The sequence below is a fragment of the Ramlibacter tataouinensis TTB310 genome (assembly GCF_000215705.1).
GTDB classification, from domain to species: domain Bacteria; phylum Pseudomonadota; class Gammaproteobacteria; order Burkholderiales; family Burkholderiaceae_C; genus Ramlibacter; species Ramlibacter tataouinensis.
Window position 1 is genome coordinate 3,671,360 of the sequence record NC_015677.1, and the last position, 15,286, is coordinate 3,686,645.

Sequence of the window (15,286 nt, forward strand, 5' to 3'; positions counted from 1 at the left end):
CATCCCATGGGCGGCCCCTCCACCGTCGCGCCCTGGGCCGACCTGTCCACCCCCTCCGAGCCCCTGGCCGAGGATTCCGCCTTCTTCCGCCTCTGGCGCGGCTTCGGCACCGCGCGGGTGGCGGTGGCCGCCGTCCTGCTGGCCCTGCTGGGGGCGATGTTCGCGATGGGGCCGCCCAGCCCGGACCACCACTGGCTGCTGGGCCTGTGCGCCACCTACTTCGCCGCCACCGTCGCGGTGCGGCTGTTCACGCGGCCCCTGGCGCCCGGGCGCCAGGCGCATCTGCGCTGGGTGCCCACCATCGGCATCGACCTGCTGGCGATCTCCGCGCTGCAGTACCTGCAGGCCGGCGGACTGAACTACTCGCCGTTGTTCGCCATCCCGGTGCTGATGGCCTCGGTGCTGGGCTCGGTGCTGCTGGCTTTCGGAACCGCCGCGGCCGTCACCTTGCTGCTGCTGGCCGACGCCTGGCTGCTGTCGCTGCAGGCCGATCCCGCGCCGCGCTTCCTGCAGGCCGGGCTCACCGGGTTCGGCTACTTCGCGCTGGCCCTGCTGGCCAACCAGCTGGCGGTGCGGCTGGCGCGCGAGGAGAAGAGGGCCCGCCTGAGCCAGCGCGCGGCCCGCCTGCAGGCCCAGGTGAACGAACTGGTGATCGAAACCCTGGGCGACGGCGTGCTGGTGCTGGACATCACGGGTTCCGTGCATGCGGCCAACCCGGCGGCGCGCGAGATGCTGGGCTGCACCGACCTGCCGGTCGGGCGGCCCTTCGCGCTCGGCGCCCGGCGGGAATGGGTGCGGTTGCTGGACCTGGCGCAACTGACCTTCCAGATGCACGAGGCCCGGCGCGGCGAGATCTCGCTGCCGACGGCCGCGGGGCAGCCGCGCCGCATCCGGGTGCGCACCCGCCTGGCCGCGCCGGGCAGGACCCTGGGCGAGAACCTGTGCCTGGTGTTCCTGGAGGACCTGCGCGAAATGGAAGCCCGGCTGCGCACCGAGAAGCTGGCGGCCATGGGCCGCATGTCCACCGCCGTCGCCCACGAGATCCGCAACCCGCTGGCGGCCATCACCCAGGCCAATGCGCTGCTCGAGGAAGACCTGGCCGATCCCGGCCTGCGCCAGCTCAGCGGCCTGATCCGCCAGAACGCCCAGCGCCTGTCACAGATCGTGGAGGAGATCCTGAACGTCGCGCGGGTGCAGCAGCCGGGCGCCGCCGCCCCGGTGCTGGCGCTGGACGCCAGCGTGGACCAGGCCTGCCGCGACTGGGCGCAGCAGACGCGCAGCGGCGAAAGGCTGCAGCTGTCGCTGCACGCACCGAACCTGCAGGTGCAGTTCGACGAGGACCACCTGCGGCGCATCCTGGTGAACCTGCTGGACAACGCCCTGCGCTACGCCGGCCAGCAGCCCGATTCGCTGCAGGTCGCCACCTCCAGCGACGGCGCGCAGGCGGCCCTGTCGGTGTGGAGCGACGGCCCGCCGCTGGAACCCGGCGTGCAGCGCCACCTGTTCGAGCCCTTCTTCTCCTCCGAGAGCCGCTCCAGCGGCCTGGGGCTGTACATCTGCCGCGAGCTGTGCGAGCGGCACGGCGCCCAGATCGGCTACCGCCGCTCCTGCATCCCGGGCGCGGCGTCTCGCGAAGGCAACGAGTTCTTCGTCAGCTTCCGCCTGACGCACGGCCGGCAGGCCGGCGGCGGCAGGCCCGCTGCCACAATGAGCGCCTGATGTCACAAGCCGTTGCCGCCACCGCCCAGGTGCTCGTCGTGGACGACGAACCCGACCTGCGCACCCTGTACGAGCTGACCCTGCTGCGCGAGGGCTACCGCGTGGACTCCGCCGGCACGCTGGCCGAGGCGGCCGACCTGCTGCAGGCCAAGCGCTTCGATGCCGTGATCACCGACATGCGGCTGCCCGACGGCCTGGGACTGGAGCTGCTGCAGCGTCTGGTGGCCGAGCAGCGCCCCGAGCGCTGCGTGGTCATGACGGCCTATGGTTCGGCCGAGAACGCGGTGGAGGCGCTCAAGGCCGGCGCCTTCGACTACCTCACCAAGCCGGTGGACCTCAAGCAGTTCCGCAGCGTGGTGGCTTCCGCCATCCGCGAGAGCGAGGCGCTGCCCCTGCGGACGCAGGCCGCGCCCCGGCCGGCCGCGGGCGAGGCCGCGCCCGCCGGCGCCCAGCACGCGCTGCAGCGGCTGGTGGGCGGCTCGCCAGCCATGCAGCAGGTCAAGGACCGCATCGCCAAGGTGGCCCGCAGCATGGCGCCGGTGCTGGTGCGCGGCGAATCGGGAACCGGCAAGGAGCTGGTGGCGCGCGCCATCCACGCCTGCAGCCACCGCGCCGAGGGGCCGTTCGTGGCGGTGAACTGCGGCGCCATCCCCGAGTCGCTGCTGGAAGCCGAGTTCTTCGGCGCGCGCAAGGGCTCCTACACCGGCGCCACGGCCGACCGCGAGGGCTATTTCCAGGCGGCGCGGGGGGGCACCCTGTTCCTGGACGAGATCGGCGATCTGCCGCTGGCCATGCAGTCCAAGCTGCTGCGCGCCATCCAGGAGCGCCAGGTGCGCTCGCTGGGCTCCACCCAGGAGGACGCGGTCGACGTGCGCATCGTCAGCGCCACGCACAAGGACCTGGCGGCCGAGGTCCAGTCGGGCCGCTTCCGGCAGGACCTGTACTACCGCCTCAACGTGATCGAGATTCTGGTGCCGCCGCTGCGCGAGCGCCGCGAGGACCTGCCGGCGCTGTGCCAGGCCCTGCTGGCCCGCATCGCGCAGGAGACCGGCATGGCCGTGCCGGTGCTGTCCGGCGTGGTCCTGCAGCAGCTGGCTTCCCATCCCCTGCAGGGCAACGTGCGCGAGCTGGAGAACCTGCTGCACCGTGCCGTGGCGCTGTCCGACGGCAACGAGCTGCAGGTCGACGCCACGCCGACCCCGGCCGCGGCCGCGCAGGAACCCGCGGCAGCGACCGCGGCTGCTGCCCCCGCGGCAGCCGTCGTCGCGGACGAGCCCATGCCGTCGGACTTGCAGGCCTACCTGGACCAGCAGGAGCGAGAGATCCTGGTCAAGGCGCTGCACGAGAGCGGCTTCAACCGCACGGCCGCGGCCCAGCGGCTGGGCCTGAGCCTGCGGCAGATCCGCTACCGCATCGCGCGGCTGGCGATCGCCGCGCCGGGCGACGATGCACCCGACCACCCCGCCGCCTGAGGCCGGCTCCCTGCTCTGGCAGGGCGGCTGGTACCGCTTCGCGCGGCGGCTGGATTCGCCCAACTTCGGACCCCGCCCCGCCGGCGCCGACATCGACCTGATCGTGGTGCACTCCATCAGCCTGCCGCCGGGACAGTTCGGCGGCGACCAGGTGCAGGCGCTGTTCAGCAACACGCTGGACTGGGAAGCGCATCCCTACTTCAAGAGCATCGAGGGGATGAAGGTCTCGGCCCATTTCTACATCCGCCGCGGCGGCGAGCTGTGGCAGTTCGTCAGCTGCGACGAGCGCGCCTGGCACGCCGGGGCCTCGCACTACCGGGGACGCGACAACCGCAACGACGACTCCATCGGCATCGAGCTCGAGGGCCTGGAGGGCGACGCCTTCGAGCCCGCCCAGTACGAGGCGCTGGCCGGTCTGTGCGCGGTCCTCGCGCAGGCCTACCCCATCCGCCACATCGCCGGCCACGAGCACATCGCGCCCGGCCGCAAGGGCGATCCCGGCGCCGGCTTCGACTGGCCCCGCCTGCGCCGCAGCCTGGGCTGGCCGGCCTCGCACTTTCCCTCCTGAACGCGCGCCGCGTCGGCAGTGCGCAACGCGGCTGCCGCACGAGCAAGCCATCGCTTGCACGCCCACCGCGCCAGCGGCAGGGCGACCTCCAATGGGCATGCGGGTTGCCGGCCCGATTGGTCCGCCAAGGCGCTTGGTGGCTGCCTGCGCGATGCGCGGGCCGCGTCTTGCGCGGCCTCGCGCCGCGGGCTGCGCCCGAGGTAAAAGTTTGTCTCGCATGTCTACGGAAAAACACTACCTATAGCGCTTGAATTCGCCTTGGCCACTAGATATAGTGCCCCGTCACGGGCCGGCTGCCGCAGCCCCGCCCGCCATAACAACCGCAAGAGGATTCATGCACCCAGCCCTGAGCACCCCCAGCGCCGCCACCGCCGGCGCCGCCGCCTTCGGCGCCTCCGACATCTCCAAGGCCGCCGCCCAGTCCCTCGGCCACTACCAGATCATCCGCCGCAACGGCGCCGTCGTGCCGTTCGAGCCGAACAAGATCGCCATCGCCCTGATGAAGGCCTTCCTGGCGGTGCACGGCACCCAGGGCGCGGCCTCGGCCAGTGTGCGCGAGCAGGTCGACCAGCTGACCCAGGCCGTGGCCCGCGCGCTGATGCGCTCGCGCCCGGGCGGCGGCACCTTCCACATCGAGGACGTGCAGGACCAGGTCGAGCTGGGCCTGATGCGCGGCGGCCACCACGAGGTGGCGCGCGCCTACGTGCTGTACCGCGAGCGCCGCGCCCAGGAGCGTGCCAAGCAGCAGCAGCCCGAGGCGCCGGCCGCGCCGGTGTTCCACGTGCTGGACGGCGGCGAGCGGGTGCCGCTGGACCTGGGCCGCCTGAAGGGCCTGATCGAGGCGGCCTGCGCCGGGCTGGGCGCCGACGTCAAGCCCGACCCCATCGCCGCCGAGACCATGCGCAACCTGTACGACGGCGTTCCGATCGACGAGGTCTACAAGGCGTCCATCCTGGCCGCGCGCACGCTGATCGAGAAGGACCCCGACTACACCTACGCCACGGCGCGGCTGCTGCTGCACACCATCTTCAAGGAGGTGCTGGGTCGCGACATCGAGCCGGCCGAGATGGCGGCCAGCTATGCCGACTACTTCCCCGGCTTCATCAAGAAGGGCGTGGAGGCCGAGCTGCTCAACCCCGAGCTGCTGCAGTACGACCTGCAGCGCCTGGGCGCCGCCCTGAAGGCCGACCGCGACCTGAAGTTCGACTACCTGGGCCTGCAGACCCTGTACGACCGCTACTTCCTGCACGTGCGCAAGACGCGCATCGAGCTGCCGCAGGCCTTCTTCATGCGCGTGGCCATGGGCCTGGCCCTGAACGAGATCGACCGCGAGGCCCGCGCCATCGAGTTCTACGAGGTGCTGTCCAGCTTCGACTTCATGTCCAGCACGCCCACGCTGTTCAACAGCGGCACGCTGCGCTCCCAGCTGTCGTCCTGCTACCTGACCACGGTGCCGGACGACCTGGACGGCATCTACGAGTCGATCAAGGAGAACGCGCTGCTGTCCAAGTTCGCCGGCGGCCTGGGCAACGACTGGACGCGGGTGCGCGCCCTGGGCAGCCACATCAAGGGCACCAACGGCGAGTCGCAGGGCGTGGTGCCCTTCCTCAAGGTGGTCAACGACACGGCCGTGGCCGTGAACCAGGGCGGCAAGCGCAAGGGCGCGGTCTGCACCTACCTGGAGAGCTGGCACCTGGACATCGAGGAATTCCTGGAGCTGCGCAAGAACACCGGCGACGACCGGCGCCGCACCCACGACATGAACACGGCCAACTGGATTCCCGACCTGTTCATGCGCCGCGTCATGGAAAAGGGCGAGTGGACCCTGTTCTCGCCCTCCTCCGTGCCCGACCTGCACGACCTGTTCGGCGCCGCCTTCGAAAAGGCCTACGTCGCCTATGAAGAAAAGGCGAAACGCGGCGAGATCAAGCCCAGCAAGACGGTGCAGGCCACCGACATGTGGCGCAAGATGCTCAGCATGCTGTTCGAGACCGGCCATCCCTGGATCACCTTCAAGGATGCCTGCAACGTGCGCTCGCCGCAGCAGCACGCCGGCGTGGTGCACTCGTCCAACCTGTGCACCGAGATCACGCTCAACACCAGCGATGCCGAGACGGCGGTATGCAACCTGGGCTCGATCAACCTGCTGCAGCACCTCAAGGACGGGGGGGTGGACCACGCCAAGCTCAAGCGCACCATCGCCACCGCGATGCGCATGCTCGACAACGTGATCGACATCAACTACTACGCCGTCAAGAAGGCGCGCGACTCCAACCTGCGGCACCGCCCGGTGGGCCTGGGCGTGATGGCCTTCCAGGACGCGCTGTACGAGCTGCGCATCCCCTACGCCTCGCAGGCCGCGGTGGAGTTCGCCGACCGGTCGATGGAGGCCGTGTGCTACTACGCCTACTGGGCCTCAACCGAGCTGGCCCGTGAGCGCGGCCGCTACTCCAGCTACAAGGGCTCGCTGTGGGACAAGGGCGTGCTGCCGCCGGACACGCTGGAGCTGCTGGCGCAGCAGCGCGGCGGCTGGGTGGAGGTCGACCGTTCGGCCACGCTGGACTGGGATGCCCTGCGCAAGAAGATCGCCCAGGACGGCATGCGCAACTCCAACTGCGTGGCCATCGCGCCGACGGCGACCATCTCCAACATCATCGGCGTGGACGCGTCCATCGAGCCGTGCTTCGGCAACCTGTCGGTCAAGTCCAACCTGTCGGGCGAGTTCACCGTGATCAACCACTACCTGGTGCGCGACCTCAAGCGCCTGGGCCTGTGGGACGACGTGATGGTGATGGACCTCAAGCATTTCGACGGCTCCCTGCGGCCCATCGACCGCGTGCCGCAGGACGTCAAGTCGCTGTACGCCACCGCCTTCGAGGTCGAGCCCGTATGGCTGGTCGAGGCCGCCGCCCGCCGCCAGAAGTGGATCGACCAGGCCCAGTCGCTCAACATCTACATGGCCGGCGCCTCGGGCAAGAAGCTGGACGAGACCTACAAGCTGGCCTGGACGCGCGGCCTGAAGACCACCTACTACCTGCGCACCATCAGCGCCACCCACAGCGAGAAGTCGACCGTCACCTCCGGCCGCCTCAACGCGGTGTCGAACGGCGGCTCCTCCGCTGGCGGCATGAGCGCGCTCGACGCGGCGGCCGCCGCCGCGCAGGCCCAGATGAACGCGGCTCCGGCCAGCGACATCAAGTTCTGCGCGATCGACGATCCGAGCTGCGAGGCCTGCCAGTGATGGCCGCGTGAGGGGAACTGTCGGCGTTCTCCGACAGGACGTCGACGCAATCGAGCAACAAAATCGGGCGGCGATGTGAACAGACACTTTTCAATTCACATCGCCGCTCTCATAATGAGAGCATTGGAAAACCTATGTTGACCTGGGACGACGAAGTCAAGCCCACACCGCCAACACCTTCGTTCGGCGCCCCCCAATTTGGTGGACGCCAGGATGTCGTTTCCTCCTTCGCCGGACGCGAAGCCCCGCTTGCGCTGGCCGGCATCGCCACCGTTCCCGCCACGCCCGCCGCCACGCAGGTTCCTGCCGCCGCTTCCAGCGTGCAGTCCAGCTCGCAGCGCCGCGTGCAGGCGGCCGACAAGCGCATCATCAACGGCCAGACCGACGTCAACCAGCTGGTGCCCTTCAAGTACAAGTGGGCCTGGGAGAAGTACCTGGCCACCTGCGCCAACCACTGGATGCCGCAGGAAGTGAACATGACGCGCGACATCGCGTTGTGGAAGGACCCGAACGGCCTGTCCGAGGACGAGCGCCGCGTCATCAAGCGCAACCTCGGCTTCTTCGTCACCGCCGACTCGCTGGCCGCCAACAACATCGTGCTGGGCACCTACCGCCACATCACGGCGCCCGAGTGCCGCCAGTTCCTGCTGCGCCAGGCCTTCGAGGAGGCCATCCACACCCACGCCTACCAGTACATCGTGGAGTCGCTGGGCCTGGACGAGAGCGAGATCTTCAACGCCTACCACGAGGTCCCGTCCATCCGCGACAAGGACCAGTTCCTGATCCCGTTCATCGACGCGATCATGGACCCGAACTTCCACACCGGCACGCCCGAGAACGACCAGACCCTGCTCAAGAGCCTGATCGTCTTCGCCTGCCTGATGGAAGGCCTGTTCTTCTACGTCGGCTTCACCCAGATCCTGGCGCTGGGCCGGCAGAACAAGATGACCGGCGCCGCCGAGCAGTACCAGTACATCCTGCGCGACGAGTCGATGCACTGCAACTTCGGCATCGACCTGATCAACCAGCTCAAGCTGGAGAACCCGCACCTGTGGACGGCCGATTTCAAGGCCGAGATCAAGTCGCTGTTCCAGAAGGCCGTCGAGCTCGAGTACCGCTATGCCGAGGACACCATGCCGCGCGGCGTGCTGGGCCTCAACGCGTCCATGTTCAAGGGCTACCTGCGCTACATCGCGAACCGCCGCGCCACGCAGATCGGCCTGGAAGCGCTCTTCCCGAACGAGGAGAACCCGTTCCCCTGGATGAGCGAGATGATCGACCTGAAGAAAGAGCGCAATTTCTTTGAAACCCGCGTGATCGAGTACCAGTCGGGTGGCGCGCTTTCCTGGGATTGAACGCAACTGCGACAGGTATGAGCAAGAGTTCCGCCCGCATCCCGACCGGCCGCAGAGCCGGCGGCGCGCGGGCCACGGTGTTCGTGGGGCTGGGCGTCTGCCCAACCGCATGGATCGCTTCGCGCACCCAACAGCGTGAAGTGCTTCTTTAGTTGAGTTGATCGACTTGAACAGGAGATAGACATGGCAACTGCAAAGAAACCGGCCGCCAAGAAGGCCGCTGCGAAGAAGGCCCCGGCCAAGAAGGCCGTCGCCAAGAAGACCACGGCGAAGAAGGCTGTCGCCAAGAAGGCGCCGGCGAAGAAGACCGTCGCCAAGAAGGCGCCCGCCAAGAAGGTCGCGGCCAAGAAGGCCCCGGCGAAGAAGGCGGCTGCCAAGAAGGCGCCGGCGAAGAAGGCCACCGCCAAGAAGGCCCCCGCGAAAAAGGCCGCTGCGAAGAAGACCGCGGCCAAGAAGCCCGCCGCGAAAAAGGCCGCCGCCAAGAAAGCAGCGAAAAAGCCCGCTGCGAAGAAAGCTGCGAAAAAGCCTGCTGCCAAGCCCGCCGCCAAAGCCGCTGCGGCACCGGCTGCGTCTGCGCCCGCGGCCCAGACCACGCTGAACCCGCAGGCAGCCTGGCCTTTCCCGACGGCTTCCAAGCCCTGAAGCGGCCGTACGCGCTTCGATCCCAGCCCGGCTTCGGCCGGGCTTTTTCTTTGGACTCGGCTTGGCCGGGCTTTTTCTTTCCCCGCTACTTGCGCACCGAGACCAGCTCGATCTCGAAGTTCAGGGTGGCGTTAGGCGGGATGACGCCGCCGGCGCCGCGTTCGCCGTAGGCGATGGCGGGCGGGCAGGTCAGGCGCGCCTTGCCGCCGGGCTTCATGCGCTGCACGCCTTCGGTCCAGCAGGGGATCACGCGGTTGAGGGGGAATTCGGTGGGCTCGCCGCGCTTGTACGAGCTGTCGAACTCCCGGCCATCGGGGAACGTTCCCCGGTAGTGCACCCTCACGGTGTCCGTGGCGGCCGGCGAGGCGCCGCTGCCCTCCTTGAGCGACTGGTAGACCAGACCGCTGGGCGTGGTGACCGGCGCCGGCGCCTGGGCCAATGCGGCCCCCGTCAGCAAGGACAGCGCCGCGGCGCCCATGGTGAATCGCATGTTCTCTCCTGGTTTCATGCAAACAAATTCATAGCTCGCCGGCCGCCAGCGCCATGCGCCGGCGCAGCCGCTGCGCCTGGGCCGGGTCGCCGGCCTGCTCGGCGCGTTGCGCCTGGGCCCCCAGCCAGGCCAGCAGCGCCCGGCGCCAGCCCTGCGCCGACGCCGTGTCGGCCGCCAGCTCCAGCACCTGCGGGTCGGCCCGGCCGGAACGCACCAGCACGCCGGCCGCCACCAACCGCGCCAGTGGGTCTTCGATGGATCGCAGCGCCGCGGCGCCGGTGGCGCCCCCGGCGACGGCCCGGTGCTGCGGCGGCAGCAGACCAGTGTCAGCCGGCTCACCGGCCAGGTAGGCCGCATAGGCGCGCTCGGCGGGCGCCGCATCGGCGCGCAGCGCATCGAAGCCCGGGCAGGGCCCGAACGCCAGGCTGGCCACCTGCAAGGCGCAGCGATTGAGTTCGGCCCGCGCCACCAGCGCCGGCTGGCCGGTGGCCGCCAGCTCGGCGCGGGCCCGCGCGAATTCCGCATCGGCCGCGCGGGTGCTGCCGGCCAGGAAGGCCTGCTGGTAGCGCTCGATGGCGCCCCGTGCATTGAGCTGCCATTGCGGCGCCGGCGGGCGGCTGCCGCAGGCGGCCGACAGCACGGCGGCGGCGAGCACGGCCAGGGTCGCTCTTAGGCTCACGGAAGCTTCACCTCGGCGTCGCGGGCGAACGGCCAGCGCCGGTTGATGTCGTTGATCAGGCCTTCGATCTGCCGCAGGTTGGATTCCACCTCGCCGCGCAGCTGGCCCAGGTCGGCGGTGGCACCGCGCACGTTGGCGCCGACCGCCTGCGCCTCCTGCAGCACCGCATCCACCTTGCGCAGGCTGGCGCGGGTGTCGGCCAGCAGGCCATTGAGTTGCTGCACGGTGGCGCGTGCCTCGGGCACCACGCCCTGCGGACCGAACACCTGCGTATCGGCGCGCCCGGCCAGCTGGTCCATGCGCGCCAGCAGCGTGTTGGTGCGTTCCAGGGCGGCCAGCAGCTTGCGCGCGTCGTTCTCGTTGCCGAACAGCACACCCAGCGCACCCTGCGGGCCCTTGAGCTTGTCCGTGGTGGCCTGCAGGTTGGCCAGCGTCGCGCCCAGCGCCCCGTCCTGCGCCGTCATCGCGTTCAGGTTGCCCAGCAGCTCCCGCGCCGCGGCGATGACGCGCGGGATCTCGGCCGCCGCATCGCCGCGCAGCACCGGCCGCTCGGCCCGCGGCGGCAGCGGCGGGTCCGTCAGCACCCCGGTGAACGCCTTGATGCTGGTGCCGCCGACGACGCCGCGCTCCAGCGTGAACACGCTGCTGGTGCGCAGCCAGTGCGCGTCCTTGGCGGCCACGTCGATCAGGATGCGCACGTTGCCGGTCTCGCCCAGCTCCACGCCGCGCACCCGGCCGATGGGAAAGCCCGAGAAGGTCATGTCCATGCCCACGATCACGCCTTCGGAATCATCGGTGGTCAGCACCAGCCGCTGGGTGGGCTCGAACACGCCCCGGGCGTATAGGACGTACAGCGCCGCCGCCGCCACCAGGGCCGCCGTGAACAACAGGAGCAGCCGCGCCTTGAGCTCGAGGTGCCGCACCGGCGCATCGGGTCCTGGAGCGGCGGGGTGCGAAGGTGGAGGTGGATGCTGTGCGGCCATGGGATCAGATGTAGTTGCCCATGAGGGAAACCGCCTCCAGCAGCAGCAGCACCGCGAACATGCGCACCAGGCCCTGCAGCGCCGCGCTTTCGCGCGAGCCGCCGGCATCGCCATCGTGCAACGCCGAGGCCAGCGGGATGATGGAGACCGCCAGGCTGAAGAACAGCGTCTTGAGCACGAAGATCAGCGACACCGAGGGGTTGAAGATGCGGCCGAAGACGCGGGTATAGGCCGGCAGGCCGGCGGGCGTGGGGCCGTAGACGGCCAGGTAGGCCAGCACGATGGCGACCGCGCAGCTCAACGCGGCCAGGGTGACCACCGAAAACAGCCCGGCCAGCATGCGCGGCAGCACCTCCACCGCCAAAGGATGCAGCCCGCGCCCCTGCAATTCGGTGAAATGGCCGCTGCGCCGCATGTCGGCCAGCGCCGCGCCGTTCGGGATGGTGCAGCGCAAGGCCACGAACAGCGCCGCGGTCAGCGGGATCAGCTCCAGCACCAGCACGCGGATCACCATCTCCAGCGCGTACTGCGACAGGCCATAGCTGGCCGCCGTGACGACCACGATGCGGGTGATGACCAGCGTCAGCAGCGCGCACAACAGCGTGAACCCGAGCAGGATGGGCGCGGTGTCCAGGTACAGGTGCCGCGCCAGCGCCGCGCGCATGCGCGGGCGGCCGTAACTGGAGGGTGACAGCGCCAGCACCAGCAGCACCGCGCCCAGCCAGACGATGCGGCCCCAGCCGGCCAGCCACCGCAAGGGCGCGCCGCCGGCCGGGCCCAGCGAACGGTACCAGGACGGCGCGCTTGTCATGCGGCGGATGATAGCGGCGCGGCACGGGCCGCAGAAGCGGCTACAGCTGGTAGCAACTGGCCGAAGCAGACGCGAGCATCAGGGCTGCGTGACGGCGTGACGAAAGGTGGAGGAGTTGCTCGCGAGGCACGAAGCGCGCCGGCACCCGAAGAAGGGGCGGCGCGCCGGCGACGCGATCAGTTGACGGCTTGGCGGTAGCTGCGCACCAGGGGCTGGGCCTTGTCCTCTTCGGGCGGCAGGTAGATGGTGGTGCGGTCGATCTTGGAATCAAAAGCGGCGAGCTCGGCGCTGGCACTGCGGATCACGGCCCGGTCCAGCGGATGGCATTGGCGCTGGCTCAGTTTCTTCAGCTGCTCCGACTGATCGATCATCTCGCGCACGCGGGCGGGATCCATCATCAGGGCGAAAGGGTTGGCGGCCGCGGTTGCTGTTCTCATTCGCTGAACTCCTTCAAGTTTTTGACGCTGTTTCGAGTTCAGCAACTGTCGCCGCAAGGCCGCTTTTGTAACGTCAGGTCCGTTCGTAACACCTTGTAGGACGCCCGCCTACGGCCGGAAGGACGCGGTGGATGGGGTGCGGGCCGCGTAGCACAATGCATTCATGCCCCACATGCCTCCCTTGATCGAACCGACTCGCCACATCGAGCCCGAGCATGCCCTGGCGCAGGTGCGCGCCATCTATTCGCAGCAGATCGGCCATCTGCGCGAGGCCATGCAGCGCTTTGTCGCGGGCGGCAACCTGCCCGGCCGCGTGCGCGGCTGCTACCCCTATGTTCGCATCCACGTCGACAGCCTGCTGCCGCAGGCCACGCTGGAGAACCTGGGCCTGTCCTATGGCTTCGTGGCCGGCGCAGGCCGCTACGAGACCACGCTGACGCGGCCCGACCTGTACGCCAACTACTACCTCGAGCAGTTCCGCCTGCTGCGGCAGAACCACGGCGTGGAGCTGGAGGTGGGCACCAGCACGCAGCCCATTCCGGTGCATTTTTCCTTTGCCGAGAACGACCATGTCGAGGGGACGCTGTCGGCGCAGCGGCGCCTGATGCTGCGCGACCTGTTCGACCTGCCCGACCTGGGAGCCATGGACGACGGCATCCCCAACGGCACCTGGGACGCGCACCCGGACGAGGCGCAGCCGCTGTCGCTGTTCACCGCGGCGCGCGTGGACTACTCGCTGCACCGGCTGCGGCACTACACCGGGACCGCGCCCGACTGGTTCCAGAACTTCGTGCTGTTCACCAATTACCAGTTTTACATCGACGAGTTCGTGCGGCTCGGGCATGAGGCCATGGCCGATCCGGCCAGCGAGTACACCGCCTTCGTCGAGCCCGGCAACGTGGCGACGCGGCGCACCGGCCTGGCCGCCGACGCACCCGAGCTCGGGCGGCTGGCCGGCCAGCCCCAGGGAGCGGCGCCGGCGCGGCTGCCGCAGATGCCGGCCTACCACCTGATGCGCCCGGGCCATGGCGGCATCACCATGGTCAACATCGGCGTCGGCCCGGCCAATGCCAAGACCATCACCGACCACATCGCCGTGCTGCGGCCGCATGCCTGGATGATGCTGGGCCACTGCGCCGGCCTGCGCAACAGCCAGCAGCTGGGCGACTACGTGCTGGCCCATGCCTACGTGCGCGAGGACCACGTGCTGGACGAGGAGCTGCCGCTGTGGGTGCCGATCCCAGCGCTGGCCGAGATCCAGCTGGCGCTGGAGAAGGCGGTGGCCGACGTCACGCAGTGCCAGGGGGCCGAGCTCAAGCGCATCATGCGCACCGGCACCGTGGCCTCCACCGACAACCGCAACTGGGAGCTGCTGCCCGGGAACCAGCCGCAGCGCCGCTTCAGCCAGAGCCGGGCCGTGGCGCTGGACATGGAAAGCGCCACCATCGCGGCCAACGGCTTCCGCTTCCGCGTGCCCTACGGCACCCTGCTGTGCGTCAGCGACAAGCCGCTGCACGGCGAGATCAAGCTGCCCGGCATGGCCAACCAGTTCTACCGCGAGCGGGTCGACCAGCACCTGCGCATCGGCATGCGCGCCATCGAGATCCTGCGCGCCGGCGGCAGCCAGCGACTGCACAGCCGCAAGCTCAGAAGCTTCGACGAGGTGGCGTTCCAGTAGCAGCGGACGGCCGTAACCTACTGGCCGGCGTGGATGCCGGTGAGCTCCACCAATTCGTCGATGTGGAACCTGCCGGTTCCGGCATTGCCCGTGGTGCGGCTGTACGCTTCGAACTTCACGGGCCGGCGCAGCTCCGTGGAGAACCACAGGGTGGCACGGTACCGTGCGCGCGCGATGGCGTTGCCCTCCAACCGTTCGGCCCACCCCTCCAGGTCGATGCGGGACGCCCGGACAGGACCTGCTTTCGTTTGCACCGTGAACTCGCCCGCTGCCTGGGCCGTGAGGTCGTAACGCGTCCGCCGGCCATGGAAGGTATTGGTGAATTGCACCGGCCAGGCACCTCGCAGCATTTTGCCGCCGGGCATCCAGCCGCCGGGCGGCGTCACCGCATCGAGCTCACCCAGCAGCGGAGCCGACATGCTGACGATCTCGCCATTGCGCCGCTCCACGCGCACGCCGGAGTTGAACATCAGCTGTTCACCGTCCGCCCTGTCCACCCGCAGGATCACCGTTTCCGACCGCTGGGTGCTGCGGTCGGTCAGGCGGTAGTCGATGGCATTGCCGACGACAAGCTGCCGCGTCGCGCTGGCCGCGGGCGGGAGGGTGGCCGCAGCGGCGTTTGCGGCAGCGGCGGCGGGTTGCGCGCCGCTCGGCTTTGTGCCGTCGGCGTCCGAGCCTGCCGACGAGGACTGCACCCGCGAAGCAGTGCCGGGCAAGGCTGCGAGCACGGTTCCCTCGCGCTCGTCCTTCCGGTCGAGGATGGCGAACTCGCCAAACACCAGGCGCACCCAGCTGGGATAGGTATACGCCGCACCGGTGTTGTGGTCCACCAGGGCCCCGATGGCGCCGCCCACGAGGATGTTGCCCGCCAATGCCGCGTTGGCCCGCGAAACCAGGCGGGCACTGGCCTCCGGCTGGCCCGGGCTGGCGCACTTGATGTCCAGGTCCTTGCTGGACCGGCGCACGGGCGTTGACGACCCGGACCGCGCCATCACGACGCCATGGTCATTCGACAGCGTGCACTCCGCGTCGTCGATCACGACGCCCTTGGCCGTCTCGGTCTCTATGCGCAGCGCGTGGGTCGTGCCCTGCGTCACCGATGCGCAGCCTGCACACAGCAGCACTGCCAAGCCGCCTGCCAGTGATCTCATGTCCCCTCCTGTGTGGATGGAGACGATTATGGATGGGCTTGCCGCCGTGGCTACATGGCC

The 15,286-nt window shown here is 69.5% G+C and carries 13 protein-coding genes; 7 read left to right on the forward strand and 6 right to left on the reverse strand.

All coding sequences use genetic code 11. The features are described from left to right. Positions 1 to 6: 6 nt before the first annotated feature. From RTA_RS21380 to RTA_RS17675, 6 genes are all read left to right on the forward strand, one after another. Positions 7 to 1,719: a sensor histidine kinase gene (locus RTA_RS21380; protein WP_013902794.1), complete on the forward strand. Its 1,713-nt coding sequence runs from the start codon at positions 7 to 9 to the stop codon at positions 1,717 to 1,719. Further along, on the forward strand, positions 1,719 to 3,191 hold the full coding sequence (locus tag RTA_RS17655) for a sigma-54-dependent transcriptional regulator (RefSeq protein ID WP_041675722.1): 1,473 nt from the start codon (positions 1,719 to 1,721) through the stop codon (positions 3,189 to 3,191). Before RTA_RS21380 ends, RTA_RS17655 begins: the two co-directional genes overlap by 1 nt. Then, on the forward strand, positions 3,166 to 3,759 hold the full coding sequence (gene ampD / locus RTA_RS17660; protein ID WP_013902796.1) for a 1,6-anhydro-N-acetylmuramyl-L-alanine amidase AmpD: 594 nt from the start codon (positions 3,166 to 3,168) through the stop codon (positions 3,757 to 3,759). The genes RTA_RS17655 and ampD overlap by 26 nt, the downstream gene beginning before the upstream one ends. A 334-nt stretch (positions 3,760 to 4,093) precedes the next feature. Next, on the forward strand, positions 4,094 to 7,000 hold the full coding sequence (locus RTA_RS17665; RefSeq protein WP_013902797.1) for a ribonucleoside-diphosphate reductase subunit alpha: 2,907 nt from the start codon (positions 4,094 to 4,096) through the stop codon (positions 6,998 to 7,000). A gap of 134 nt (positions 7,001 to 7,134) precedes the next feature. Continuing rightward, positions 7,135 to 8,355: a ribonucleotide-diphosphate reductase subunit beta gene (locus tag RTA_RS17670; RefSeq protein ID WP_013902798.1), complete on the forward strand. Its 1,221-nt coding sequence runs from the start codon at positions 7,135 to 7,137 to the stop codon at positions 8,353 to 8,355. Between the two features lie 183 nt (positions 8,356 to 8,538). Continuing rightward, complete coding sequence (locus RTA_RS17675) at positions 8,539 to 8,997, forward strand: histone H1-like DNA-binding protein (RefSeq protein WP_013902799.1); 459 nt, start codon at positions 8,539 to 8,541, stop codon at positions 8,995 to 8,997. Positions 8,998 to 9,082: 85 nt separating this feature from the next. Here the strand turns inward: RTA_RS17675 and RTA_RS17680 are convergent, their stop codons facing one another. From RTA_RS17680 to RTA_RS19955, 5 genes are all read right to left on the reverse strand, one after another. Beyond that, complete coding sequence (locus RTA_RS17680; protein ID WP_438865685.1) at positions 9,083 to 9,475, reverse strand: FKBP-type peptidyl-prolyl cis-trans isomerase; 393 nt, start codon at positions 9,473 to 9,475, stop codon at positions 9,083 to 9,085. A 40-nt stretch (positions 9,476 to 9,515) separates the two neighbouring features. Beyond that, a complete protein-coding gene (locus RTA_RS17685; RefSeq protein ID WP_013902801.1) occupies positions 9,516 to 10,166 on the reverse strand; it encodes a hypothetical protein in 651 nt (216 codons plus the stop codon). Further along, positions 10,163 to 11,149, reverse strand: coding sequence for an MlaD family protein (locus tag RTA_RS17690; protein WP_041675723.1), 987 nt, complete (start codon positions 11,147 to 11,149; stop codon positions 10,163 to 10,165). The genes RTA_RS17685 and RTA_RS17690 overlap by 4 nt, the downstream gene beginning before the upstream one ends. 4 nt (positions 11,150 to 11,153) lie before the next feature. Beyond that, entirely contained in the window at positions 11,154 to 11,960 is an 807-nt protein-coding gene (locus RTA_RS17695; protein ID WP_041675724.1) for an MlaE family ABC transporter permease, read from the reverse strand. Positions 11,961 to 12,136: 176 nt separating this feature from the next. After that, complete coding sequence (locus RTA_RS19955; protein ID WP_013902804.1) at positions 12,137 to 12,397, reverse strand: hypothetical protein; 261 nt, start codon at positions 12,395 to 12,397, stop codon at positions 12,137 to 12,139. A gap of 163 nt (positions 12,398 to 12,560) precedes the next feature. Here RTA_RS19955 and RTA_RS17705 point away from each other — a divergent pair, with 163 nt between their 5' ends. Continuing rightward, entirely contained in the window at positions 12,561 to 14,075 is a 1,515-nt protein-coding gene (locus tag RTA_RS17705; RefSeq protein ID WP_013902805.1) for an AMP nucleosidase, read from the forward strand. Between the two features lie 17 nt (positions 14,076 to 14,092). Here the strand turns inward: RTA_RS17705 and RTA_RS21130 are convergent, their stop codons facing one another. After that, complete coding sequence (locus tag RTA_RS21130) at positions 14,093 to 15,226, reverse strand: hypothetical protein (protein WP_013902806.1); 1,134 nt, start codon at positions 15,224 to 15,226, stop codon at positions 14,093 to 14,095. Positions 15,227 to 15,286 lie beyond the last annotated feature (60 nt).